Genomic DNA, 25,227 nt, shown 5'->3' on the forward strand with positions numbered 1-25,227 from the left:
CTGTGTCCCAATTTCACTATGGCCAGGTTGCGCCGCGCATAGTCATCGCGTATAGTGTGCGCTTTGCCGTGTTCAGCAGAAAGCACACACGATGGATTGGGAACAACGCCTCGCTGAGCTGTGGGCCGCGATTGATAGCCTGGGCGAAGATGATTTTTTGGCGCGCATGGATAATCTGACCGCCGAGTTACCTGCAAACAGCGCAATCGCACTGTTCGAGCGCGCCGCCGCGCAGGACTCAACGGGCCACTCAGATCGCGCGGTGCCGCTCTACCGGCAAGCGCTCGCGCAGGGTTTGACGGGTATTCGCCGGCGGCGCGCGGTGATTCAAATGGCCAGCTCGCTGCGCAACCTTGGCAACGCCAGCGAAAGTGTGGCGCTGCTTGAGGCCGAGCGCGAGCAAGGCTCCGACGAGCTGGATGATGCGGTCAGCGGCTTTCTGGCTTTAGCGCTGGCCGACGTTGGGCGCGAGCGCGAAGGCCTGGCGCTGGCCCTGCGCGCGCTGGCGCCACACCTGCCTCGCTACCAGCGTTCACTGGCGAACTATGCCCGCCTGCTCGTTGAACCCGACGACGAGTAGGTACTCATGTGCTTGGCGGGCATCATTCCGCACGTGCCCGCCTGCGCCACCGCCACACGCCGCGCCTGCATTCCTAGCGCGCTTTCAGCGCGGGGTTTAGGGATTGGCAAGCCAGCGTCTCTTCCTGATAGCCGCATCGCCCATATAGCAAGGACGATAGCGCCACAGAGAACATCAAGGCTTCGTCGTGAGATCAGCCGAACGACTCCGAGTTTTTGATTATCACCCTCAGTGCGCTCAGTGCGCTCTGTAGCTCAACCGTTTACTCTCGGCGACTGCCGCCCGCCACCTCACAGCGGCAGTGCGTTGCCGTTCGCGAGCTGGCTGGTCAGGAATGCGAGCTTGGCGGGGTTGCGCACAAGGCGCAGCGCGGTAATGTGTGCACCATCGGTGCTGCAGATCGCCGCCGTGTCGAGCACACCGCGAATATACACCAGAAAGGCCGGCTCGCCATTCACCGTCGCCATCTCCAGGCGCAGCGCGCTGGCGTCGCCGCCAAGCAATTGCAGTGTGCTATCGGCAAAGATCACCATCAGCTGGGCGATGGTATCGCGCCCCTGCACAAGGCGGCGCGGCGCGGGCGCTTTTCCACCACTGTCGGCCCACATCTGCACATCGGCGGCTAACACGTCTTGCAGCGCGCCAAGGTCGCCGCGCTCGGTGGCACGCAAAAAACGCTCGACCAGGGCGTGCTGCTGTGCGGGCGGCGCAGCGAAGCGCGGGCGCTGGTCGGCAAGCTGCGTCTTGGCACGATGAAAGATCTGCCGGCAGTTGGCCGGGCTGGTCTGCACAATCGCGCCGATCTCGTCATAGCCATACTCAAACACTTCGCGCAGCAGAAACACCGCGCGCTCAACCGGCGTGAGTGTTTCCAGCAGCACCAGAAACGCCAGCGTGATCGACTCGTGCCGCTCGGCGGCGAGCTGCGGGTCGCCTGGAGTTTCGCGCGTAAGCACGGGCTCGGGCAGCCACGGGCCAACATACTGCTCGCGGGTCACATGCGCGGCCTTGAGCCGGTCGAGGCAGAGGCGCGTGATGATCGTGGTGAGGTAGGCGCGCGGCACGCGCAGGTTGTCACGCGGCGCGGCGGCATAGCGCAGATACGCGTCTTGCAGCACATCTTCGGCATCGGCGGCGCTGCCCAGCATGCGATACGCCAGCGCGAACAGGTAGGTGCGGTGCAGCGCGAAAGGATCAGCTTCGGCCATAATCACTCAGTTTCTATCTTTTCCTGCGTCAGGGAGTTTTGAGTGTTGAGTTTTGAATGTTGAGTTCCGCAACTTGCAAACCTGCAACTCGAAACCCGCTCATGCAAACGAACCGGCGCGTGCCGGCCAGCATCATGACGAGCGAGCGCCCGCGCCTGTGACATGAGCGCATTGCCGCTACGGAGGATTTGGCATTGTAACGCATATACGGCCCTCATCCCCCAGCCCCTTCTCCCAGGCCGGGAGAAGGGGAGCACAAAACTCTTCCACCCTTTCTCTCGTTCTGACGGAGCGGGACGGGGCAAAAGCACGTTTCATGAACACAGCACTACGCACTACGCACTTGGCTTTCTCGTGCGTAGTGCGTAATTGTCGCCTTCCCCTACTCCCTATCTCCGAACGCCCATCCCCTGCGGTTACGATGCCAGCGTGCGCTCGCCCTGGACAGCTTGCGCCGGGCGCTCGGCAGTGCGAAAATAGGACACAACGAACAGCACGCCCAACACCAGATCAATCGCCACCGGCGGCATCATGCTAGCCGCGACGCGCTGCTGCGAGAATAAGATCGCCATCGCGACGACATAGGTGAACTTCTCGAACATGGTTGGGATCATCATCGGGCGGTAGCGCTGCGGGTCGCGTGCCAGCATCAGGAACAGGCCCTGCCACACAAGTGTGACGCACAGAAAGCCATAGAACATGTCGGGATGGGTGATCGGCGGCGGCATGGTGCGGTTGATGTAGTCTTCGGCGAAGAAGAGCGGAACGATCTCAAGCAGGCCAATGATGCCGGCGATGGTGTACACGCGTGATGCGAATTTCATTGCATTCCTCCTACCATTCTGGTCACGTTAGTGCCTTGCGGCGTGCCTCTATGCTAGCAGCCGCGCAGGGGTGGCACTATGAACCAAAGTTGGTATTTGGGGTGGGGGGACAGCCGTCGAAGGGCGTATTGCTATACGCCCAAACCGCGAAACTGGAGAACCGCAGAACCACAGAACACAGAACCAAGAACTGCATGAGGGTTTAGGGTCTGGGGTTTTGGGATTGAACCTGCAAACCTGCAACTTGCAAACCTGCAACCTGCAACACTAAACCTTCGTGCCTCCGTGTCTTTGTGGTGAGATTAGAGCAAGCCAAGCTCGCGCCCGCGCACGATTGCTTGGGTGCGGCTGCGCACACCGAGCTTGCCGAAGATGCTGTTGGCATACTTCTTCACAGTGCCCAGCGTCAGCACAAGCTGCTGGGCGATGGCCTGGTTGGACGCGCCCGACGCGATCAGGCGCAGCACCTCCAGCTCGCGCGGGGTGAGTGCTTCGGCCAAGGCGTCGGCGGGGCGGGTGGCGGGTGCGATTGCGGCAAGCAGGTGGGCGACATAGCGCGTGTTGATGCCGCGCCCCTGTGCGGTGCGCAGCAAGGCAGCCATTGGCGCACCTTCGTCGAGGAACAGGCGCGTGTACCCTTCCGGCTCAGCCAGCGCCAGGGCGGGTTCGAGCGCCGCCAATGCACGCGGCGTGTCGTTCTCCACGTGGTGGGCCAGCGCCTCCAGCAGCAGCGCCCAGATCTGGAAGCGCCGGTAGCCAGCTGCTTCTGCTTCGGCGGCGAGCTGTGCGAGCATGGGCGCGGCGCGGGCGGCCTTGCCCTCGGCGATCAGCGTGCGCGCCAGCGCCATGCGCGGGTAGTCGTAGGGGGTTAGGGGCGTGTCGGCGGGTGAGTACGAGGCGGCCCAGCGCGATGCAACTGCAAGCTCGCCGCCGCGCAGCCAGAACAGGGCGCGGCAGCCTTCCAGCTCCTTTTGTGTGAGGGGTGGCAGCGCGCCACTGCGCAGCGCCGCATCGGCCAGGGCGAAACGCTCGCGCGCGGCGTCGGGCTGCCCCTGCGCCTGCAATGCCAGCGCGAGATACATCTGCGCGGTGCTGACCAGCGGGGCGATCTGCGCCTGCCCGGCCACTGCCGCACACTCCGCAAGATCGTGTGCGGCGGCAACGAGGTCGTTGCGCTCGGCCAGCAGCACGCCGCGCATCAGCAGCGTCATGCCGGTTCCCAGCACTGGCACGAGCTGCGCGCCAGTTTGTGCCAGACGCAGCACCTCGGCGCAGTGTTGTTCGACCTCGTTGAGCCGGCCCTGCCCCCAATCGACCAGCGCGAGCAGCGCAACAAGCGAGATGCGCTCGGCCAGGGCGCGCGGGGCCGGCGGCAGCAGCGCCAGCGCGGTGGTTGCGACCTCGCGCGCGCCGGCCATGTCGCCCACGCCAAAGGTTGCGTAGGTCAGGGCGGCGGCGAGCACGGCGCGCAGCGGGTGGTGCACTTCCAGATCGGCGAGCAAGCCGCTGATCAGCGCGGGCGCGGCGGGGTCGTCGGCGAGGGTGCGCAGCATGGCGTAGCAGGCGGCGATGTCGCGCCGGGTGCGCTCGGCGTCGGGCGTGGCGCTGGCGGCGAGCGCGGCCTCGGCCTGTTGCAGGCAAGGCACCAGCGCGCCGTAGCTGGCGCTGGCAATCATGCCGGCGCGCGCCAGCCACAGGCGCGGGCGGGTTTGCCACAGTGCGGGCGGTAGCTCGGCCAGCCAGGTTTCCAGCGCGCCCGCGCCAGCCATGAAGTCGAGCGCGCGCGCTTCGATCAGGTCGGCGGCGCGCTCGTGCGCCCCGGCGGCCAGCGCGTGCTCAACCGCTTCGCCCAGCGCGCCGTGCTGCTCCCACCACGCGCTGGCGCGCTGGTGCAGGGCGGCGATTCGGTCGGGCGCGACGCGCTGGCGCAGGCGCTCACGCGCCATGTCGGCGAAGAGCGGGTGGTAGCGATACCAGGCGCGCTGATCGTCGAGCGGCAGCAGAAAGAGGTTGGCGCGCTCAAGCTCTTCGAGCGTGGCCTGGGCGTGGCCGGCGGGCACTGGCAGGGCGGACTCGGCCAGCACGGCATCGCAGAGCGCGCCACTAAGCCGCGTGAGGATGGCGGTTTGCAGCACAAAGGCGGCCAGCGGCGGCGGCATGCGCTCGAACACCTGGTCAGCAAAGTAGTCGGCCACGAAGCGATGCGTGCCGCTAAAGACTGCCAGCACGCGGGCACGACTGTGTGGCTCGCGCAGGGCCAGCGCGGCCAGCTGCAAGCCGCCAACCCAGCCATCGGTACGCGCTTCAAGGTCGCGCACCTGCTCGTCGGCCAGGCCGAGGCCCATAGTCGTGTTGAGAAACTGGGCGCTTTCGGCAGCGGTGAAGCGCAGCGTGTCGGCATGAAGCTCGGCAAGCTGGCCGGCGGCACGCATGCGGGCAAGCGGCAGCGGCGGCATTTCACGCGAAACGAGGAAGACGTGCAGCGCGGGTGGCATGCGCTCGACCAGCCAGGCCAGCGCGCCATGCACGGCTTCTGACCGGATGGCCTGATAGTCGTCGAGCACAAGCACGGTGGGCGCGCTGAGTGCCTGAAGGTCGGTGAGCAATGTGCTGAGCAGCAAATCGGGGCGCGGTGGGCCAAAGGCGTCGAGCAGGGCCAGGGTGGTTGCACCAAGCGCGGGCGCGTGTGGTTGCAGTGCGACAATCAGGGCGCGCAGGAAACCAAGGGTGTCGCGCACCGTGGCATCCAGCGCGACCCATGCGGCAGGGCGGCGGCGCGCAGCCAGCCAGCCAGCCAGCAGGGATGTTTTGCCATAGCCCGCCGGGGCGTGTACCAGCGTCAGCGGCACATCCAGCCCAGCATCAAGGGCAGCGTAGAGCCGCTCGCGCGCAACCAGACGCGGGCGAGGCGGCGGGGCTGCGAGCGCCACGGCGCTGGCTACTGGGAGGCGTTCGTCGTGGCGCGCCACGCTTTTTTCGATCATCTGCTTGCATCCTTGTGGGCGTATGCGATGGGCGTATGCGATGGGCATATGCTATGGGCGTATGCGATTCGCCCCTACCGGCTACCGGCTACCGGCGGGCGCGACGACGCGCGGCGCGTGGGTCGTCGGGCGGGGCGGGCGCACCCTCGGCGGGCGGCAGCACGTCGGGCAGCGGGGCGTCGGCGTTGTGCATGCCCCCGCGGATGATACGCAGCATCTCGGCCTCGGCGGCGGGGTCGGTGGCAGGCGAGCGGTAGGCGGCCAGGCGGCGGTCGACCTCGGCGCTGGCGCGGGCGACCAGATCGTGGCTGCCGGCGCGGGCGAACTGCTCGCGGTTGCTGCGGTCGTAGACCGGGCCGGGCAGGTAGAGCTCGCGCGGCCAGTGTTCGAGCGTGTGCGGGTGGGTGAGCAGGTGCTTCTCGGCCAGCACGGCGCGGGCCAGATCGAGGGTGGGCGTGCTGTCGCGCACGGCCACATCGCGCACGAAGTGCAGCGCCTGCGCGCACAGCTCGTCGTCGAGCACGAGCTTGGCGAGGCTAAAGGTCAGCACGTAGTCGAGCATGCCCGGGCCGGAAACGGAGTTGATACCGGCCAGCGCAGCCAGCAGCGCGCCGCCAAAGGTCTCGGCCCCGGCCTGCGCGTCGATGAACTTGCCTTCGCCCAGGGCCATGTAGCTTTGCGTGGGCAGGCACAGGCGGCGCGCCACGGCGACATAGGCGACATCTAAATACATGGCTTCGATGGCGGCCATGGGCGACTGCGCGGTTTTCATGTGGAAGGTAGCGGGCGCGCCGCCAAACAGCACTGGCGTGCCGGGGCGGATGAGCTGCGCCAGCACGATGCCGGCCAGCACGTCGGCGGTGTGAAAGACGGTGGCTTCGACCAGGGTGACGGGCGCGATCAGGCCCATGAGCGTGACGGGCACAATCTCGACGGGAATGCCGGCGGCGGCGCAATCGATCAGGTTCTGGCAAGAATCTTCGCCATAGCGGAAGAAGCCGGTGGCGGTGATGGTGAAGATCGCCATCGGGCGGGCGATCAGGTCGGCTGTGTCGCGGCGAAACAGCTGCATGAGCGCGGCCATGCGCGGCACGCCGTGTTCGGTAAACGCGCCGCTGACGATTGGCTTTTCGCTGTTCATGAGCGCCAGGTAGAGCCGCCACGCGTCGCTGACCTGCGGCTCGATGTCGTTGGTGGAGAAGGCGGTGGCCGGGTAGGCGATATGCGCGAGGCCGTCGCAGAGGCGGATGTATTCGATGAAGTCGCGGGTGCTGGCGGGGCGCGTTTCGCCGCTGCGGTGGTCGAGGATTTTGAGGCCGCTGGAGCCGGGCGTGAAGTGTACGCGGTCGCCGCCGATGCTGGCGTGGGGCTGGCCGCCGCGCGTGTAGAGCGTGAACTCGCGTGGCGCGCTGGCGAGCGCCCGTTCGATGACCTCGGGCGGGAACAGGAAGCGCATGCCGTCGCCGGCCGTCTCGCGCTCGGGCAGGCCGTGCTCGCGCAGCAGCTGGCGCAGGGCCGGCCCGCGCACGTCGATGCCGATCTCGGCGAGGATGCGGCGGGCCTCGGCCAGGACGTGGTCGATCAGCTCGCCGGACAGGGCGTGGAGCATTGGGCGCATTGGGTGTCGCTTCGCTAGGAGGTTCCGGGGGCGATTATCGCATGGGCGGGGTGTGGGTGCAAGGGCGGTGCCTGTGGCGGACACATCGATTCGCCACTACGTTTGTGCGAGGGCTGCGCGCCCTCGCGCTCTGCGGCAAGAGGCTGCGCCAGCCTCCTGCACCTCGCCGCCGGGACTGCGTCCCTGGACCCTGGAAAAGGCGTGGCCGGCTTGCGAAGTGCTTTGCGATCATGCCTCCGTTGTGGATGCAGGCAAGGCATCGGACGAGATATTATCGTCAACGAACGTGCGCCGCAAACTGGTTTGGAATTTCTTGCCTGTTGCCAGCTTTTTGCATAACGGAGGCATGACCGGCAAACGTTGCTTTGCCAATCACATCAAATTTGGGGTCGGGTACCCACGAAGTGGGTGTGGCGAAAGCCCCGGCCGGGGTGGGAACTCCAGCGGCCTTGCGGCCTGAGCAAGCTGGCACTGCTTGCAGCCCAAGCAGGTGTGGACAATTTGGCGGCATTACAACGCGCGATGGCTGCCGCAGTCGACCGCTGGCTCTTTTCCCGCTGACTTTGCACGAGCCCTGTGCACCACCAGAGAAACGTTGACGCAAACGGGCTTGCCTGCTACAATAGGCGCGCAATGCCGCTGATCGACAAGGTCTTGGCAGGCAGTATATGGCCCGGTAGCTCAGTGGATTAGAGCACCAGTCTTCGGAACTGGGTGTCGGGGGTTCGAATCCCTCCCGGGTCGCCATTGGGAAGCGGTATTTCGCCGCTTCTCTTTTTGTTGGTGCAACCACGGCGCAACCACGGGAGATCGCCTCATCCTATTCCAGCACGGCCGCGACCTGCTCGCGCATGCCACACACGTCAATCGAGATCTGCCCGGCCTGGAACTTCGCACGCAGATCGGCCTCTTTGGCCTCACGTGCCAGCCCGGCCTGCAAGATTTCTGCGGCGCGTTCAGCGGCGACCACCACCGCGCCGTCGGCGTCCAGAATTACCACGTCGCCCGCGCGAATGCTCATGCCGCCAACCTCAACCGGCGCGTTGATTGTGCCAAGCGCGTTCTTGGTTGCGCCGCGCACGCGAACGAAGCGCGCCCAGATCGGCAGACCCAGCTGGCGCAGTTCCCCGACATCGCGCACCGAGGCGTCGATCAGCATGCCCGCCGCGCCTGCGTCGCCAGCAGGTCGCCCACCAGCGCGATCGGCGCAGGATCGGGCATGGTCAGCACCAGTATCTCGCCCGGCTGCACCGTCGCCAGCACCGCGTGGACCATCAGGTTGTCGCCCTGGCCGCAGCGCACCGTGCGCGCCGGCCCGGCCACGCGGCTGCCCGGCACAATCTGGTGGAACTCGGCGTCGACCAGCCCTTGCCGGCCCGAGGCTTCGTAGATCGTGGCGACACCCAGGCGCGCCAGCTCATTGTAATCTGGTGCTGCGCTGGATTTTGTCTTCAAGCGAACTTGTGGCATGTCGCTCTCTCCACCATAGTTTATTGCAAAAAATCGAGCCACAGAGCGCACCGAGAGCACAGAGCGAGATTACCAAAACTCGGTGTACTCTGTGATCTCTGTGACTCACGAGTTCTGCTTTTGCCATCATTACGCCTGTATTTCAGCAAAAGCGATGAAGGCCGGGTTCGGAACGGCGATTTCTGCCAGCGCGCGCAGGCTGCCATCTTCGCCACTGACGGCATAGGAACGCACCAGGTTGGCCGGTCGGTCGGCGACCAGCACGAACGCGCCGCTGGGAGCGAAGGCAAAGCTGCGCGCGGCCAGCCCGGGGTGGATGGATTTTGCGAGCGGCACATGCCCGAGGCGCGTGAGCGCGCCGCCCGCGCCAATGCCGAACCACGCCACCGAGTCCTCGCCGCGATTGTTGACGTAGACAAAGCGGCCATTCGGGTGCACGCGCACTTCGGCCGGCTCGTTGTGGCCGCCAAAATCGGGTGCGACGGTCGCTTGCGTGTCGAGTAGGCGCAGTTCGCCGGTCGCGCTGCTGAAGTCGAATGACGCAAGCTCCGACGAAAGCTCACAGGTCACAAAGGCGCGGCTCGTCGCAGGATCGAATGCGACGTGTCGCGGGCCAGTTTCTTCGGCGAGCTGCAAGGTCGATGCGATTTCGAGCGTTTTTCCCAGGCGATACACGAAGATTTGATCGGTGGCCTTGTCGCACACAACGACATACTGGCCCGATGGGTCGATCACGGCGCAGTGCGCGTGCGCGCTGGCCTGCGCGTGGCCAGCAACCTGCGGCGAGCTGTTCGGGTCTTTGCCGTGGCCCGTCAGCACGCGCAGATCGCGAATTGCGCCAAGCCGGCCATCCGCCTCCACGCCGTACAGCACCACGGTCGAGTCGTCGTACACGTACTCGGTGGTCCATGCGCCATCCGCCGTTTGCACCACGCGCTCGACATGGTCGAAGCTGCCGTGGTTGGCAGAGATGGCGACGCGCTGCGCTTCGCCTATCGACAGAAAGGTCGGGAATGGCCCCGGCGCGAGTTGCGAGTTCATCCATGAGAGGCTGCCGTCGCGCTGATCGACTGCGAAGGCGTGCACGCGCGCCGCCGGCCCAACTGGGCCGCGACCGTCGGTTTTGCGCTCGTCCACGGCGTACAGCGTCCTCCACGCAGGCGCGTAGGCCAGGTAGCCCGCCTGTTGCGGCTTGGCAGTGTGGTTTAGCACGGAGAGTTCGCTGCCGTCTTTACGTATGTCAAGCGCATAAATTCCGCCACCGCCAGGGTTCGGGCTGTCGGCATAGGTGCCGGTAAAGGCGACGAGACGGGGAAAACTGTCGTTCATGCGTGGATCAGCCTCCGCAGCATTTCCTGGTGGCGCCGCACCTGCACCACTTCGTCCTGCATGTCGTCACGCCAGCGATCCTGCCAGTAGCGCTGCCCCTCGTACTCCGAGTTGATATAGCCCGCAAAGCCGCCCTGCACGAGCGCCGCCACGCCCGAGGCGTAATCGATTGCGATGTCGTGAAACTCGCCCGGCCGCCCCGGCGCTGGCGACATGTGGTAGAACTTGCCGTGCACGCTGATGACATGGCGTGCAATCTGCCGCAACGCCTCGGGCGAGGTGCGCGAAAGCATCAGCGCCTCCGCGACGACAATGTAGTCGAGATTTTTCGCATGCGGCACGCGCTCGTCGGCGAAGCGTTTGACGCCCGCAAAAAGCTTCGCGAACGCCGACTCACACTTGCCCGTCGCCACAAACTGGCCAAAGGCCGCGCGCAGGTTGCCCGCTGTATGGAAGGACATGTCGACCGCGCCGAACGGCGCTTCGCCGCGTTCGAGCAGGGCCGCCAGCTCGACGGAAGCCGCCGTCGCTTCGGCCCGCGCGCCTTTGCGCTCGAACCAGCCCAGCAGCGCTTCGGATGGCCGAATCTGGAAGATGCCGAAATCCGGCACGATGCCCAGATGCGCGGTTCCTGTTCGCCCGACAAAGTCGATGATCTCGGTCACCTGCCGCCCTTCCAGCGGCATCGGCTGGTGGATTTCCTTGCCCAGCCGAATGTCGAGCTTCTCCGCCAGCGGCAGCGCTGCAAGCATCACGCCGAGCGGCGTGGTCGAGAGCACACGCACATTGCGGAAACCCAGCGCCTTGGCGAGCCGGATATCGTGCCGTAAGCGCGCGCCGCACTCCTCAATGCTCATCACATGGTCGCGAAACTGCAGCACATCCATCGAAACGTCCATCGTCACGGGCACCGTGCCGTAGTGCTCCATCCAGCCGCGCCACTGGCACACGAATGCATCGCCGGGGTATGGGTAGCGCAACGACATTTCGTCCACCAGCTCGATACCATCGGCCCCTGCCAGGTTTTCGCCAACTTCGCGAATCTGCGCTTCGAGGTCGAGCTCTTGGAAAAAGCGCGATTGCTGATAGCTGTACAGCGACACACCAAGCTTGATGCCAGCCGAGTTGGGCCTGACATTGGGTACGCGATTGGGTTCTTGGGGAACCGGGATCTGGTCCCAGGTTAATCGTTCGGTTGCACAGCCCTGCGGTATGGCCTGTGGAATGGCAGGGTTGGCTTCGGGCGCTGGCTGCTGCCCGTTCAGCGGAAGTTCATATGTGACGATCTGCGGCGTTTTTTCGGAGCCTGCACCAGTGCCGGGCTGCGGTGGCTGCTGCACCCATTCCTCGTCGGTCGGCAGGTAGCCATAGGCCGCCAGCACGCTCTGCTGAAAGCGCACGGTGTGCGTTCCCGGCGCGAGGCCAGCGGGCGCGTGCACGTGCAGAATGCCCTCGTCGTCGTAATCCCAGTGCTCCCAAACCGCCGTGCGAATTTCGTCGAACGAGCGTGGCGGCCGCCCGTTGATCTCGAACGTCTGCACAGCCGTCGGGTAGACAACGCCATCGACTTCCAGAAAGTAGCCATTGTGCAGCGAGAGAAAAACGCCGCGATAGTTTGCGTTGCGTACGGCCAGCGCAAAGCCCACAATCTCGCCGTTGCGCTCCTCGTTCCGCAGGCTGTCTGCGCGAATGAGATAGTTATCGAACATTGCCACCATCCTATTAGAGCAACATCAAAGTCAGAGGTGAGTACGATCGTTATCCACAGATGACACAGATTTCACAGATGATTGAACGTTTATCTGCGTAATCTGCGCAATCTGTGGATGATTTATCGACTTTTCACGCAGCCCCGTACATCCTATCTGAAGATACTTTTACAAACGACCAGCCAGATCGCGCGCGCCAATCACGGCGAGGGCCACATTCGTCAGGGTTGGGTTGCAGGCTGCTGGCGTGGGAATGACGCCATTCCCGCCCACATACACGGTGTCGCAGCCCCACACGCGCATCGCCGTGTCCACCGTGCTGGTTTGGTTGTCGGTGCCGAGGCGCACAGTGCCCTGGTAGTGCAGCGACGCGCCGTGCGGGAGTACCACGGGCTTCAGGCCGTTGATTGGCTGGCCAAGCAGCGAGCCCATGCGTGCAGCTTCGGCCACGGCCTGTGCGAGGCGCTCCTGATCGGCGGGGGTGAAGGCGTAGTGGATTGTGATCGCGGGCATGCCGAAAAAGTCAGGCTGGCTTTCGTCGAACGCGAGATAATCCTCGAAGCGAACGTCGGCCTTGCCCATAAACACCGAGCACTCCACCACCGAGCCAGGCCACGCCTCGAAGCTGGCGTCGACCGGAATGGGCGAGGCGTCCCACTGCGTCACCTGCCCGTGAAACGGAAACGTTGGCGCGAAATACGGCACCCAGCTCACGCCCGCCAGCAGATCGACGGCGCCTTCGCTGGCTTTGCGCGCGCCTGCTGCTGCCGGTCGCAGCGCGGGATCGAGCTGAATCGTGCTGGTGGTCATGGTGTGCTCGTTGAGGTAGTGGCCAAGCGCGGCGGGGCGGATGCCCGATGCATACAGCAGCTGCGGCGAGCGCAGCGAGTCGGCTGCAACCACCACGAAGCGAGCGCCAACCTCATACGCGCGATTTTCGCGCCGGTCGTGCAGCACGACGCCATCGGCGCGGCCGTTGTGGGTGGTGAGGCGCAGCGCAACCGTCTCGGCGCGCAGCTCGAAATCATCGCGCCCGGCTGCGAGCAGATTGCCAAGCATCACGCCCGGCGCGGTCCAGTAGCGCTCGTTGGCCCTGCGCACTTCCATTGCCAGCGGCATGGGCTGCACCCGGCGCTGCTCTGGCCGGCCGGGGTTGTAGTGCGCGCCCAGAAGCTGCCGAATCTCCGCGCCGAGTGGCGTGCCGTCGAAGGCGTGCTGCGTGACGCGCAGAAGCCGCCGCGCCGCATCCAGCGCATCGGCAAACGTCTCGCGGTCGAGCACCTCGCTGTGTTCGCCCGCGCCGGGCCAGGGGCACGCGCCCGACCAGTGCGCGCCCATGCCGCCAACATTGCTCGACAGCGCGGCGGCGGGCATGGTGCCTTCGGGGCGGCTGGCAGCGCCCGGGTCGAGCAGCCAGGTGCCGGGGCGGGCGGCTACGCCCGTGGCTCGGCCACGCGAGGGTGAGAGTGCGCGGGCAACCTGGGTTTCATAATCGGCAGGGTGGGCATTTGGCCCCTGCGAGGCGAACTGCGCGGCCACGCGCTGGCGGGCGTCGCGGATGGTGCGTACATGTTGCGCGGGCGGGTTCGAGACCGCCGGCCCGGCTTCGACCATTAGCACATGCGCGTGGGGAGCCAGGTCCTTCACCACGCGGGCATAGGCCGCGCCGGCCGGGCCACTGCCCACAATTACCAGGTCGTATCGGTCGCGCATTCTTGCTTCCTTCTATGAAATATAGCATGCCGTGGTGCGTGTTTCGGGCATATTTTGTCTGCCCTTCGACGAACTCAGGGGAACCGGCAGCATTCAAGTGTATTTATTTCTCCGCGCTACGCGCGGAGAAATAAATACAAGAAAAGATGCTTCCTTGCTCGCCGCAGGCGTAAAAGCAGGCTTGAACGATACCGACTACAAACGTTCTGTGGAATGAAAACAGTATAGCGACGCCGCAGCCGCAACACTATCTGACGAATGTCAGGGATTTTGGGGCAAAAAAGCAGTGTGCGGCCGTCGTTTCGCGCAAGATGGCCAAGCGCAGTTAGACATTTTTGCGAGGAATGTGCATACCCTGGTCGATCACATAGCGCATTGCCGCCGTGCGCGACCGAACGCCAATCTTGCCATAGATCGCGCTGAGGTAGGTTCGCACCGTCCCAGAGCTTACAACCAGGCGGCTGGCAATGTCGGCATTGGAAAGACCTTCCGCAAGCAGCAGCAACACCTCGCCCTCGCGCCGGGTGAGGCCAGCCCGCCGCAAGCCAGAATGATTTTGCGTTGCAGCGCGGGTATCTGCTGCTTTCACATCCTGATCGGCTGTATGTGATGCTTGCACGAGCAGCGAACGAACCATAGCGCTGCGGTATTCATCATGAATGCGGTGAAGATTGACGAGCGCCTCTTCCCACAGCGCCTTAGCTTCGGCGTAGTCGGCACAGGCAAGCGCCAGATCGCCAAGCTGCATAAGGGCCAGCGCCATAATGTGAAAATTACTGACCTCGCGGGCCAGTGCCAGCCCTGCCGCAAGCCATGTTCGCGCCGCAGAAAGATCGCCCTGGCTTCGCGCAATATGGCCCAGCTCGACGCTTGTGGAGGCCACGCCATGGCGATTGCCAAGCGTTCGCTCGAGCTGGAGGCGCTCTTCCTGAAAGGCGCGTGCTGCCTGATACTCACCCTGGACGCGGGCGACATAGCCGAGGCTTTGCAGCAGCCATGCAATGCCGCGCGCATCGCCCGTGGCCCGGCGGAGCGCAAGCGCCTCGGCATACAGCTCGCGCGCGGTGTCCAGATGCTCGGGTTTCTTTACCAGTGCGTTTTCTGTGAAGACGAGCTGGATGCCCGGCTGAATGCCGAATGCGCGCAGCTGCGCCACCCATCCCAGCCCTTGCAGCGCCTGCGCGATGCTGCTGCGATCGTTCAGATGGCGGGCGCGACTTAATCCTTCTTCGAGCAGGACGGTGGCGCGCTCGGCATCGCTATCGAGGGCGGCGTACGCCCAGCCGAGTTCGGCCAGCACTGCGATGCACCCGCGCTCGTCGCCCAGCTCGCGATACAGTGCCAGGCTGGCTTCCAGGTGTGCAATAGCTGCGTTGCGATCGAAGCGCGCCTGCGCGAGGTAGCCCAGCGCCCTCAGCAGCCGCGCATGCAAGCCGGAAGAAAGTGGCAGGCCGGTTGCCTGAATTGCTTCCAGCCAGCGCTGCCCTTCGCGCTGGTCGCCGCGCAGATCCCAGAAAACGGCCAGCGCAGACGCAATGCTGGCCGCCAGTTCCACCGCATCACTCGCGACCGACCAGTTCAGCGCCGCCCGCAGATTCGGCAGCTCGACTTCGAGCCGATCCAGCCAGAAGCGCGCATTCGGGCCGCTCAGTTCGGGTTCAGCACGCTCGGCCAGGTTCAGGTAATACAGCGCGTGCCGCCTCCGGAACGCTGGCTCTTCACCGTTGTTTTTCAGCAGTTCCAGCGCGTAGTCGTGAATGATACCCAGGATCGAGAAGCGTGGCTCGCCAGCTGGATCTTCGCCAGCTGAAAGCAAACTCTGGTCGACAAGCGCCGCCAGCCCGTCTGGTTCGGTGCAAACCGCCTCAACGCCTTCGAACGAAAAGCCACCGGCAAACACCGCAAGCTGGCGAAACAACATTTGCAGCGGCGCGTCAAGGAGCTGGTAGCTCCAGTCGCAGGTCGCACTGAGGGTTTGCTGGCGCGCAGGCAGGTCGCGCGCGCCACCTGTGAGCAGCGGCAGGCGGTGTTCAAGGCGGTGCAGAAGCGCGGCAGGCGAGAAGAGTTTGATGCGCGCCGCCGCAAGCTCGATCGCCAGCGGCAGGCCGTCCAGACGCCGGCAGATCTCGGCAAGCAGCGGCGCATTCGCTTCCGCCAGGGCAAAACCCGGCTTGACGGCCTGCGCGCGCTGGACGAATAACGTGACCGCCGCGGCATGCGCGCCTTCCGCGTGCGACAAGGGCGGCACCGGGTATTCGTGCTCGCCGCCAATCTGAAGCGCGGCCCGGCTTGTCACCAGCAGCTTGACCTGCGGCGCGGCAGCAAGCAGGGCGGCCACGCTGGGCGCGGCGGCCAGCACCTGCTCGAAATTGTCGAGTAGCAGCAGTATTTGTTTGGTGGCAAGGTAGGCATCAAGGCGCTCGCGCGCTGCCTGATCACCGGCCTCGGCCAGGCCAAGGGTTTTCATGATGGTTGGGATGACGAGCGCGTACTCACCGATGGAAGCGAGATCAACCAGAAATACGCCGTCGGCGAAATGTTCACACAGCTCGCGGGCAACCTGCAGCGCCAGGCGCGTTTTGCCAACACCGCCCGGCCCAACCAGCGTCAGCAAGCGCAGATCGGCTCGCTGCAAGGCTGCCTTAACCGCCGACACGTCGCGTTCGCGCCCTACGAGCGCAGTGGCCGGCACAGGCAGATTACGCGGCTGGCGGGGCGCTGCCGTGCCCGTGCGGGAAAGGGCAATGCTGAATTGCGCATTTGGAGCCGGTGGTGGCGCGGCTTCAGCGAGCGCTTGTGCAACCTCCTCCAGTCGCTCAAGCGTCAGGTTCGCGCTCATTCCGAGGTAGGCGCTGCGGAGCGTTCCGCGCTGCCGGCGGTACGCCCGCCAGTAACCATCCGCGCGGCCACGCCGCTCTTTGCGCGCCGTGAAGCAGCCAGCACGCCCGTGGAAGGCGAACGAACTTGCTTCTTCAAGCCAGCGCTGCCAGGCCGGTGTGCCCAGCGCAATAGCCTGCCCACCGCCAGCATGCAGAGTTGCGTTTTCTACCAGCGGAGCCGTGCGCGCCATTGCAGCATTCTCCCCAAGTGATTGATCCAAGCATGCATAGTGTACCGTGGCGTGTCTAACTGTGCAATTCGGTAACCCGCTAGCCCAAGTGCCGCCCCGTTCGGCGGTGGAGCGGTGTATGAAGTCGCCAGGAAGCTAGAGAGGGTGTAAAATAGTGCTATCGCACTGAGAGTAGAAACTATGATGATGAATCTCGAATTGCTTGCACAGGGTAGGGGCGCAACTCGCCCCTACCCGCTTCTCTTTGTGCATGGCGCGTGGCACGCCGCGTGGTGCTGGGAAAATTTTCTGCCCTATTTCGCAAACCAGGGCTATGCCTGCTATGCGCTGAGTTTGCGCGGGCATGGTGGCAGCGACGGGCGCGAGCGCATTCGCTGGCACAGCGCGGCAAGGGGCTATGTTGCAGATGTTACAGCCGCTGTGAAAGAACTGGGGCAACCAGCGATTCTGGTTGGCCATTCCATGGGCGGCTATGTAGTGCAAAAGTACCTGGAAGAACATAGCGCGAAGGCCGCAATCTTACTCGCGTCGATTCCGGTTTACGGCATCGCCGGTTTTGGCGTCCGCTACCTCCTGCGCCATCCCCTGGCCTTCCTGAAAGCCCACTCCACCGGCGATCTGGGTGAATTGCTTGGAACGCCAGCACTCGCGCGCGATGCCTTGTATTCCGATACGCTCTCAAACAGCGAGCTAATGCGGCACTTCGAGCGCCTTCAATCCGAATCGTTTGTGATGGAGCTTGAAGCATTCGGGCTGAATCTGCCAAAGCCACAGAAAGTTCGCGCCCGTGGTACGCCTATGCTGGTGCTGGCCGCCCAGAACGATCGCGTCTTCTCGGTGTGGGAAGAACGCCTGACAGCGCGCGCTTACGGCATCGAAAGCAGCATGAAAATCTTCCCAGACATCGCCCACGATATGATGCTCGACACCAATTGGCAGGAGGTTGCGGCGTACATGCACGATTGGCTTGATCGGGAAGGGGTATGAGTCAATAAAGTCCCTCCCCTGCGCATTATAGCAGAGAGCACCATTATTGATCTGGAATGGGCCAAAGTGGGAAGCCGCAATGGGCAAAAAACGCACGAGCCTCAGCGCCTGAAATCGAGGCCAGCGCTTGTGCAATTGCTTCCTCGAGCGCCTCGCGCGTTCGTGCCTTCACTTTGCGCAGATACGCTTTCACTTTCGAAAATGCCAACTCTATCGGTGAGTAGTCTGGTGAATACGCTGGCAAGTACCACAGCCGACAGCCACGTTTCGCCAGCAACGCTGCGATCTGCCCGCCGTGATGCGCACGCGCATTGTCGAGCACAACGATCTGCCCTTCGCGTAAACTTGGCCCAAGCACCACATCAATATATGTTTCAAACGTCACCCGATTGACCCCACCAGAAACGACCAGCGCCGGTCCCATTCCGTGGGTTGTGAGGGCGGCAATCGTCGTGTTGCGTGGTCGCGTGCGTGGCAGATCTTCATACACGCGCTCACCCTGCGCTGCTCGTCCATAGCGGCGTGTCAGGTTCGTGTTTGAGCCAAACTCATCAAGCACCACGATATCATCGGCGTCACAACTGCTTTGGAGTGCTTGAAATACCGCTCGGTCGAAACGGTCGCGTTCCAGCGCTTTCAGACTCTTTTTTTTCGCGTCAGTTTGAGGCGACGGATTCTGCGACCGATGGTCCAGCGCGACAGTCCTTTCTGGTGGAGGTCATTCCATTGATCAGTGTATTCTTGGAGGGTGGCATCTGGCGTTGCATCGACCAAGCCTTGGATAACCGCATCATCGTGTGGGTTGGCGGCTTGGCGCTTTCTGCCTGGGCGGCGAGCGGTGAGCGATGAGCCGTCCCGCCGCAGTTTTTGCCAGCGTTTGATGCTGCCATCGCTCACGGCGAAGATGGTGACTGCTTCAGAGCGCTTCATACCGCGTTCGATTGCGTCAAGCACTCGTTGTCTGAGATCAGTTGAATATGCCATAACGTCAGTCTACCACACGATCACTATTTCTGCTCTCTGCTATAATTTCACACGGAGCGATTGCTTTGTCAAATTTGCTACGTTAACGAAGCATGCCCAGCGGCTCGAATACCGCCGCGCCTGTCGGGCGCAGCCAGATGGCAAATGCGCAGTGTAGCCAGGGCATCCGTTCCCACCAGCACGACATCTTCGCTCCGAACCGGGAAGACCCACCCCGACTTGCTTGCCACATGATTGACTACGTCGCCGCGTGTATCGCGGGCGGCATCATCTGGGGCGTAGCCGATCATTATACGGTGGGGCCTGGGCAAACATGAGCTTTCATCTGTCGAATAGAAAGAAGATATAGCGCGGCTTGTCGCGGGCAAGCCTACGGAACGGAGCGATGCGTGTCTGGATTCGGCGCGGATGTGAGCGCAGCGCTCGCCGTATTCGTTGTCAGACCTGTCGGGTTTTGCCGTGGCGCTCGAATGACGCACTCAAAACTCGACAGGTCTTCTTCGCCGCACATCGTCGTTTTCATTGTCCCATCCTCTGCCTCGGCCCACACATCCTCCGCAAACGGATACATATCCTATGCAATGTAGACTACTAACCAAAACCCACTGCCTGTCACATGCGCAACAGCTTTGACAGAATTCACTCAACTAGAAAAAGACATATGAACGCCCAGCGATACGCTATATTGTCGTGCTTCAGAGATTCGCTGCACCAGCAGAAGAAAATCCACCCCTATCGCATATACCAATGATACCTCTTCCAAACGTGCACATTTGTGGACGCCAGCTTCCCTATACTCAGGCCAGGTACGCAATCGCGATGGCCCGAGCAAACGAGCATACGGCATCGCACCAGCACTTTTCAGAAAGGGCACGGCAATGAAAAAGTTTGGCAAGGGATGTCTGGTGATCGTCGCCATTGTGCTCGTCCTCGGCGTTGTTGGCGCGCTGCTGGGGCGCGGCGGCCAGCCTGCGGGCGGCAACGCGGGCAGCGCGGGTGTGCCGACCGCCACAGCAATTCAGCCGGAAGCGCAGCCCGCCGCGAGCGCCACCAATGCGCCGCCCGCCGCGACAGAAGCCCCTAAAGCCGCTGGCGTGGGCGAAGATGTGCAGGTTGACGAAGTGCGCTGGAAAATTCTGGAAGCCAGCGACCTCGGCACAACACTCAAGGCCAAAGATCAGTTCACCAAAGACAAAACCACATCGGGGCGTTTTGTGCAGGTGCGCTTCGAGCTGGAAAACCTGAGCAAGGACATGCTGAGCTTCGCCGGGCTCGACCTGCTGGATGCGCAGGGCCGCACCTTCAAGCCCTCCAGCGACGCCTTCCCGTTCATTCCCACCGAAGAAAACTGCGTGTTTGAAAACCTCAACCCGAACGTCGCCAAAACCTGCACCGCAATCTACGAGGTGCCGGGGAACGCAGCCGGCCTGCAAGCGCAGGTCACCGACCTCAAGCTGATTGGCAGCGCTTCATCGCTGATTGACCTGGGGTTGAAAGCTGAGTAGCAGACGGCACACGCGCGACGCGCTCCGAGCTTTCGTTCGGAGCGCGTCGCGCATTCTTCGCTTGCGAAACACAACAGGTGGAACGATGCAGGAGGATACAGGAGACGCGACCCAGCGCCAGCGCCTGCTGGAGTGCTGGCTGCCGCTGGCCCAGCAGCTGCTTGCCGATGGCGGCATCAGCGCCACGCCCGCGCAGCTTGAAGCGCTGGTGCTGGCAGCGGCACACGAGCTGGCCCAGGCGCATAGCGCAAGCAGCGCGCGTGCGGTATTATGGGCGCAGCATCGGCGCACGCAGAAAGCACCGCAATGACACAGCGAACCGGCGGCACCAAACGCAGCTCGCGCCTGACCTTCCGTCGGCGCTTGTTGCTTGTTCGGCTGCTGCTGCGCAGCCCGCACAGCGCAACCCAGCTTATTGCCGCCGTGCACGCCGAGCTGGGTGAAGAAGGCTACCCCGACGCGGCCGACAGCGCGCTCAAGCACGATTTCGATGCGCTCAAAAGCGAGTATGGCTGCCAGATCCGCTACCGGCGCGGCGCGCAGCAGTATGTGCTCGAAGATCTTGGCGACCTGGCCCTGCTCGATCTGCCCGACCCGTGTATGGAGGCGCTGGCCTTTTTGGAAGCGAGCTTCCCGGCTGGCGCGGCGCTGCCCGAGCACGCCTCGGTGCGCGATTTATTAGAACGCGTGACGGCGCTGCTGCCCAGCGGTCGGCGGGCGCTGGCCGCCCAGCAGGCCGGCGCAATTCGGCTGCAGCTGCCCGCCAGCCCGTCCGAGCGCATCGACACGGCCACGCTTGCAGCCGTGCGCCGGGCGATTGCGCGCCGGCAGGAGCTGCAGTTCGACTACCTCGGCACCTTTGATGCCGAAACGCCACGCCGCCACCGGGTTGCGCCCTACCTGGTGTTTTTCCGCCCCGAAGGGCACGGCTACCTCGACGCAACGCTGCTGGAAGCCACGCCCGCCGGCAGCGAAACGCCCCGTTCCGCCATCCACTACCGGCTCGACCGGATTGTGCCGGGCAGCGCGCGCGTGCTGCCAACCATGCTGCCGCCCCAGCGCGTGGCCGCGCCAAGCTACACGCTGCGCTACCGCCTGCTGCCAGTGGTAGCGCGTCGGGGCGATGTTGCGGTCTACTTCCCGAATACGCAGATCGACTACCATGACGATGGCAGCGCAACGGTCAGCGCAACAATCACCAACCTCTGGCAGACACGCCAGGTGCTGCTGCGCTATGGCACCGCCTGCGAGGTGCTCGGGCCACCCGAGCTGGTCGAGCTGTTTCGCGCAACGGCGGCCGGGCTTGGAAAGATATACGGCGTCGGCACACAAGAATAAGCAATTGATGCACAGGGCAGGGCAACGTTGTTGGAATGGGAACGCGATCTATGTACAGATTACGCAGATTGCACACATATGAGGTCACTCATCTGCGTAATCTGCGTAATCTGTGGATAAATTTCAGGACTTTGCCATGACCCTGGCTTGGCACGGCGTCTGCTTGCATCCACCACGCCGCTCTGCTATAGTTGCACAACGTGCCGAACCGCCCCTGCCCCAGCGCATACGATGTGTAAGGAGGCCCAAATGTCCACTTCTGCCGCTTTTTTGCAGCCGTTTTTAGTGCTGTTTGCCGAAACTTTCGGCGTCAGCGAGCTTCCCGAGGGCTTCTTTCTCGACTCGAATGATGCGGGCCTGCTGAACACCATGGCCGCGCTCAGCCCAGAGGCCGCGTCGGCGGCGCGCTCGCCCGAAGAAGCGACGATTGCCGGCCACTGCGGGCACATCCTGTTTCTGCTGGAGTTCTTTGCGTCGCACGAGCGCGGCGAGCCGGTTGCGCCCGACTGGCCAAGCAGCTGGAAGGTGCGCAAGGTCGATGCGGCGCAGTGGGGCGCGCTGCAGGAGCAGCTGCGCACAAGCTACGCCGCGCTGGTTGGCCGTTTACAGGCCCGCGAGAATTTCCCCGACGAAGCGATTGGCGCGGCGATGATGCTGCTGACCCATTGCGCCTACCATGTTGGGGAAATCCGCCAGCGCCTGCTGTGGGTTGCTGCTGGGCAATAAGAAGCACGCGAAAGCCATCTGCAAGGAAAAAGCATGGAAAGCGTCACCAAAAACACCAAAACCCGCCCGCAGATCGAAGCCATGGCCGCGCGCGCCTTCCCCGGCACCACGCTTGCCGACGGCGACGACGCAATGCGCGAGCTGAAAGACGGCTGGTTCAACGCGGCTTACATGATTCGCCTGGCCGACGGCCGCGAGGTGATTCTCAAAATTGCGCCGCCATTGGGTGCCGATGTGCTCAGCTACGAAGCAAACATCATGGCCACCGAAGTGACGGCTATGCGTCTGGTGCGGCAGAATCCGGCCATTCCCGTGCCCGAGATTTACTTCTTCGACGATGCGCATGATCTCTGCGACGCCGATTACTTCTTCATGGAAAGGTTGCTGGCGACAATCTTGAGCACGAAAAAGCCAGCCTGCCCGCCGAAACCCTGGCGGCGCTGGAGCACGAAACCGGCGCGATCATTCGCGCAGTGAATGGCTTCACCGGCAGCTATTTCGGCTACGAAGGCAACTCGCAGCTGCGCGCGCCAACCTGGCACGACGCCTTTCTTGCCATTTTCGACTCGGTGCTGGCCGATGGCGCGCGCAAAAACGTGGCCTACGACTACAGCCCCGACGACATGCGCGCCGCTCTGCGCCGGCACGCGCCCGCGCTGGCAGAAGTGGCTACGCCCTGCCTGGTGCACTGGGATGCCTGGGATTCGAATTTCTTCGTGCGGAATGGCCACATTGCCGGCATTATCGACTTCGAGCGGGCGCTGTGGGCCGACCCACTGATGGAAGCGCAGTTTCGCCCGCTGGCCTGGGGCGCGGGCATTACCAGTGCCATGCACGGCTATGGCAAAACGTCGTTTACGGCCAGCGAAGAAGCGCGCTGCTGGCTCTACACCCTGCACCTTGCGCTGGTGATGAACACTGAGTGCTACTACCGCCATTACGACAGCGACCATGTGTTCAATACCTCACGCGAGCTTATGGCCGCGTCGATGCAGTGGCTCAGCGCGCACTAATGCGCTGCGCGGGGCCGGGAAATGCAAGCCGGGGTGGGCGTTTTTCCGATTTCCGTACTGCCTTTCATGCATAAACAGGTATGACGACGACCAACTCGCGCGTGGAACGGCTTGGCACCGAGCGAATCGGCACGCTGCTGCTGGAAATGTCGTCGCAGACCACATTTTCGCTGCTGGTATACGCGATCTACAGCATCACCGACACATATTTCCTGTCGGTGGGCATCAACGCGCTGGCCGCCGCCGGGGCCGCGATTGTCGCGCCCGTGCTGATCGCGCTTGGCGCGGTTGCCACCACCGTCGGGGCGGGCGGCGCGTCGGTGGTATCGCGGGCGCTGGGCGAGGGCGATGTTGAAAAAGCCTCGCGCACGGTTGCCAACACCTTTCTGATCTTCTGGGTGGCTGCGCTCAGCATCAGCGTGCTTGGCGCGCTTTTCATCGAGCCAATCGTCTACCTGCTCGGCGCAACCGAGCGAATTGCGCCCTATGCGATCACCTACGGGCGCATTATTTTCCTGGGCGCAATCACCAGCACCGGCTTCTCGGCAATCATTCGCGCCGATGGCAATGCCCGCTTTTCAACCGCGATCTGGGTGATCCCGGTGACCACAAACCTGGTGCTGTGCTGGCTGTTCATTATTGTGCTGCGGGTTGGCGTGGCTGGCGCGGCCCTGGCAACCGTCGCCGGCCAGGCGATTTCGGCCAGCATGGGCGTGTATTTCTTCTTTTTTCGCAAGAATCGCTCGTACCATATCAAGCTGGCGTATTTTCGGCCAAACTGGCCAATCATGCGCGAGGTGGTGCTGATCGGCTTTCCTTCGCTGGCCAGAAATTTGAGCATCAGCCTGCTTGGCATTGTTACCAACAACCTGCTGCGCGTGCTCGGCGGCGATAGCGCGCTGAGCGTTTTTGCGATTGTGAGCCGTCTGTATTCGAGCCTGCTGACGCCGCAAACCGGCATTGTGCAGGGCATGCAGCCGCTGGTGGGCTATAATTTCGGCCAGAAGAAGTTTGGGCGCGTGCGCGCCGTCATTCGGCTGTCGCTTGGCGCGGCAGTTGTGTATGGTGCGCTGATCTGCACAATCTGCCTGCTTATTCCGGCGCTGCTGCTGGGCCTGCTGTCGCGCGAAAGCACAATTGTGGCAGAAGGGCAGTTCGCGCTGCGCCTGCTGGCGCTGGCCTACCCGATCTCTGGCGTGGCCACGATCACCGCCGCCGCGTTTCAATCCACGGGCCGCGCCAAAGAAGCGCTTGTGCTAACGCTGGGCGGCATTCTTTTCGTGAAGCTGCCGGTGCTGCTGCTGGCCGCGCACTTCTTCGCGCTCACCGGCATCTGGGCGGCGGAAGCCAGCTCCGAGCTGGTTCTGTGCCTGCTTGCCTTCCTGATGCTGCGGCGCTTCCAGCGCCAGAGCGCCAGCGTGTGGCAGGTTGAATAGTGGAGATACGAACGGAGCATGCCCGTGGCCAGGCGCTATGCTCGTCCCTCTAACATCGCCACGGCGCGCACGATCTCGGCGGCGATCTGCGGCTGGCTGAGCCTGTCGGTGTGCACCGTCCAGTCGGCCAGGGCGTAGATTGGCTGGCGGCGCTCCTTGAGGGCGCGAATGTGCTCCAGCGGCGATGCCGAATCCATCAGCGGGCGGGCGGCTGCCGGGTCGGCGGCGGCGCGCTGGGCCAGCATGCGCTCGTGCAGCGTTTCGGGTCGGGCCTCGAGCACCACCACCCAGCCGCTTTCGGCCATGATGGCGCGGTTCTCGGCCCGCAAGGGCGCGCCGCCGCCGGTTGCCACCACGCAGGGCGCGCGGCCAGCTACCTCGTGCAGGGCGGCGCTTTCACGGTCGCGGAAGCCTGCTTCGCCTTCCTGCGCGAAAATTGCGGGGATGCTCATGCCGGCCTGCTCGACAATCAGCTGGTCGAGATCGTAGGACGGCCATGCGAGGTGCGCGCTCAGCAGGCGGGCAATCGTCGATTTCCCCGAGCCGCTGAAGCCAGTCAGGTAGATGTTGCGGGCTGTCACAGTGATCCTGTTCTTTGGTGAGCATGGTTTAAAAGGGGAAATGTGGAACAGCCGAACCAATGCATATGTGCCGTTTACAGCTTCCCAATGCCAGAGTACATACAGCCGCTTTGCGCTTGATCAGCCTTTCCCGGCGACTATTATATGCTATC

20 protein-coding genes, 1 tRNA gene and 1 pseudogene are annotated in these 25,227 nt (G+C 63.6%); 10 read left to right on the forward strand and 12 right to left on the reverse strand.

All coding sequences use genetic code 11. The features are described 5' to 3' along the window. The first annotated feature begins 91 nt into the window (after positions 1-91). A complete protein-coding gene (locus M1P90_RS09455; protein WP_483702370.1) occupies positions 92-580 on the forward strand; it encodes a tetratricopeptide repeat protein in 489 nt (162 codons plus the stop codon). 290 nt (positions 581-870) lie between these two features. Here the strand turns inward: M1P90_RS09455 and sigJ are convergent, their stop codons facing one another. The 4 genes from sigJ to M1P90_RS09475 form a co-directional block, all read right to left on the reverse strand. After that, positions 871-1,788, reverse strand: a complete 918-nt coding sequence (gene sigJ / locus M1P90_RS09460; RefSeq protein WP_483702371.1) for an RNA polymerase sigma factor SigJ — start codon at positions 1,786-1,788, stop codon at positions 871-873. Between the two features lie 416 nt (positions 1,789-2,204). Beyond that, positions 2,205-2,612, reverse strand: coding sequence for a hypothetical protein (locus tag M1P90_RS09465; RefSeq protein ID WP_483702372.1), 408 nt, complete (start codon positions 2,610-2,612; stop codon positions 2,205-2,207). A 302-nt stretch (positions 2,613-2,914) separates the two neighbouring features. Continuing rightward, positions 2,915-5,596, reverse strand: coding sequence for a winged helix-turn-helix domain-containing protein (locus M1P90_RS09470; RefSeq protein ID WP_483702373.1), 2,682 nt, complete (start codon positions 5,594-5,596; stop codon positions 2,915-2,917). 88 nt (positions 5,597-5,684) lie between these two features. Next, positions 5,685-7,214, reverse strand: coding sequence for a trimethylamine methyltransferase family protein (locus M1P90_RS09475; RefSeq protein ID WP_483702374.1), 1,530 nt, complete (start codon positions 7,212-7,214; stop codon positions 5,685-5,687). Between the two features lie 670 nt (positions 7,215-7,884). Between M1P90_RS09475 and M1P90_RS09480 the strand changes: the two genes are divergently transcribed. Then, a tRNA-Arg gene (locus tag M1P90_RS09480) sits at positions 7,885-7,961 on the forward strand. Positions 7,962-8,034: 73 nt separating this feature from the next. On the opposite strand, the pseudogene M1P90_RS09485 reads toward M1P90_RS09480, so the two are convergent. The 5 genes and pseudogenes from M1P90_RS09485 to M1P90_RS09505 form a co-directional block, all read right to left on the reverse strand. Further along, positions 8,035-8,684, reverse strand: a pseudogene (locus M1P90_RS09485) (4-carboxy-4-hydroxy-2-oxoadipate aldolase/oxaloacetate decarboxylase). 129 nt (positions 8,685-8,813) lie between these two features. Continuing rightward, positions 8,814-10,013, reverse strand: a complete 1,200-nt coding sequence (locus M1P90_RS09490; protein WP_483702375.1) for a lactonase family protein — start codon at positions 10,011-10,013, stop codon at positions 8,814-8,816. Then, the gene (locus tag M1P90_RS09495; protein WP_483702376.1) at positions 10,010-11,722 is read right to left on the reverse strand and encodes a C-glycoside deglycosidase beta subunit domain-containing protein; all 1,713 of its coding nucleotides are present in this window, start codon (positions 11,720-11,722) and stop codon (positions 10,010-10,012) included. Before M1P90_RS09495 ends, M1P90_RS09490 begins: the two co-directional genes overlap by 4 nt. 168 nt (positions 11,723-11,890) lie before the next feature. Further along, on the reverse strand, positions 11,891-13,435 hold the full coding sequence (locus tag M1P90_RS09500) for a GMC oxidoreductase (RefSeq protein ID WP_483702377.1): 1,545 nt from the start codon (positions 13,433-13,435) through the stop codon (positions 11,891-11,893). Between the two features lie 325 nt (positions 13,436-13,760). Beyond that, positions 13,761-16,505 (reverse strand): ATP-binding protein, encoded by a 2,745-nt coding sequence (locus M1P90_RS09505; RefSeq protein ID WP_483702378.1) that lies wholly within the window; start codon positions 16,503-16,505, stop codon positions 13,761-13,763. Between the two features lie 186 nt (positions 16,506-16,691). Between M1P90_RS09505 and M1P90_RS09510 the strand changes: the two genes are divergently transcribed. Further along, positions 16,692-17,492, forward strand: coding sequence for an alpha/beta hydrolase (locus tag M1P90_RS09510; RefSeq protein ID WP_483704632.1), 801 nt, complete (start codon positions 16,692-16,694; stop codon positions 17,490-17,492). Positions 17,493-17,535: 43 nt separating this feature from the next. Here M1P90_RS09510 and M1P90_RS09515 read toward each other — a convergent pair whose 3' ends face one another. Then, entirely contained in the window at positions 17,536-18,186 is a 651-nt protein-coding gene (locus tag M1P90_RS09515; RefSeq protein WP_483704634.1) for an IS630 family transposase, read from the reverse strand. Next, entirely contained in the window at positions 18,129-18,476 is a 348-nt protein-coding gene (locus M1P90_RS09520) for an IS630 transposase-related protein (protein ID WP_483701653.1), read from the reverse strand. The genes M1P90_RS09515 and M1P90_RS09520 overlap by 58 nt, the downstream gene beginning before the upstream one ends. A gap of 878 nt (positions 18,477-19,354) precedes the next feature. On the opposite strand from M1P90_RS09520, the gene M1P90_RS09525 reads away from it, so the two are divergent. The 7 genes from M1P90_RS09525 to M1P90_RS09555 all read left to right on the forward strand — a co-directional run bounded on the left by M1P90_RS09525 (position 19,355) and on the right by M1P90_RS09555 (position 24,494). After that, positions 19,355-19,981, forward strand: coding sequence for a DUF4352 domain-containing protein (locus tag M1P90_RS09525; protein ID WP_483702379.1), 627 nt, complete (start codon positions 19,355-19,357; stop codon positions 19,979-19,981). Positions 19,982-20,066: 85 nt separating this feature from the next. Next, positions 20,067-20,291, forward strand: a complete 225-nt coding sequence (locus M1P90_RS09530) for a hypothetical protein (RefSeq protein WP_483702380.1) — start codon at positions 20,067-20,069, stop codon at positions 20,289-20,291. Next, the gene (locus M1P90_RS09535; RefSeq protein WP_483702381.1) at positions 20,288-21,319 is read left to right on the forward strand and encodes a helix-turn-helix transcriptional regulator; all 1,032 of its coding nucleotides are present in this window, start codon (positions 20,288-20,290) and stop codon (positions 21,317-21,319) included. Before M1P90_RS09530 ends, M1P90_RS09535 begins: the two co-directional genes overlap by 4 nt. A 249-nt stretch (positions 21,320-21,568) precedes the next feature. Beyond that, a complete protein-coding gene (locus M1P90_RS09540; RefSeq protein WP_483702382.1) occupies positions 21,569-22,045 on the forward strand; it encodes a DinB family protein in 477 nt (158 codons plus the stop codon). A gap of 33 nt (positions 22,046-22,078) precedes the next feature. Then, positions 22,079-22,522 carry a phosphotransferase family protein gene (locus tag M1P90_RS09545; RefSeq protein WP_483702383.1) on the forward strand — a complete coding sequence of 148 codons (444 nt, stop codon included), beginning with the start codon at positions 22,079-22,081 and terminating at the stop codon, positions 22,520-22,522. Then, positions 22,519-23,058: a phosphotransferase family protein gene (locus M1P90_RS09550; protein ID WP_483702384.1), complete on the forward strand. Its 540-nt coding sequence runs from the start codon at positions 22,519-22,521 to the stop codon at positions 23,056-23,058. Before M1P90_RS09545 ends, M1P90_RS09550 begins: the two co-directional genes overlap by 4 nt. A gap of 80 nt (positions 23,059-23,138) precedes the next feature. Continuing rightward, positions 23,139-24,494, forward strand: a complete 1,356-nt coding sequence (locus M1P90_RS09555; protein ID WP_483702385.1) for an MATE family efflux transporter — start codon at positions 23,139-23,141, stop codon at positions 24,492-24,494. 35 nt (positions 24,495-24,529) lie between these two features. On the opposite strand, the gene M1P90_RS09560 is transcribed toward M1P90_RS09555, so the two are convergent. Beyond that, positions 24,530-25,075: a shikimate kinase gene (locus M1P90_RS09560; protein ID WP_483702386.1), complete on the reverse strand. Its 546-nt coding sequence runs from the start codon at positions 25,073-25,075 to the stop codon at positions 24,530-24,532. Between the last annotated feature and the right edge of the window lie 152 nt (positions 25,076-25,227).

This window comes from Kouleothrix sp. 19917, from assembly GCF_057073505.1.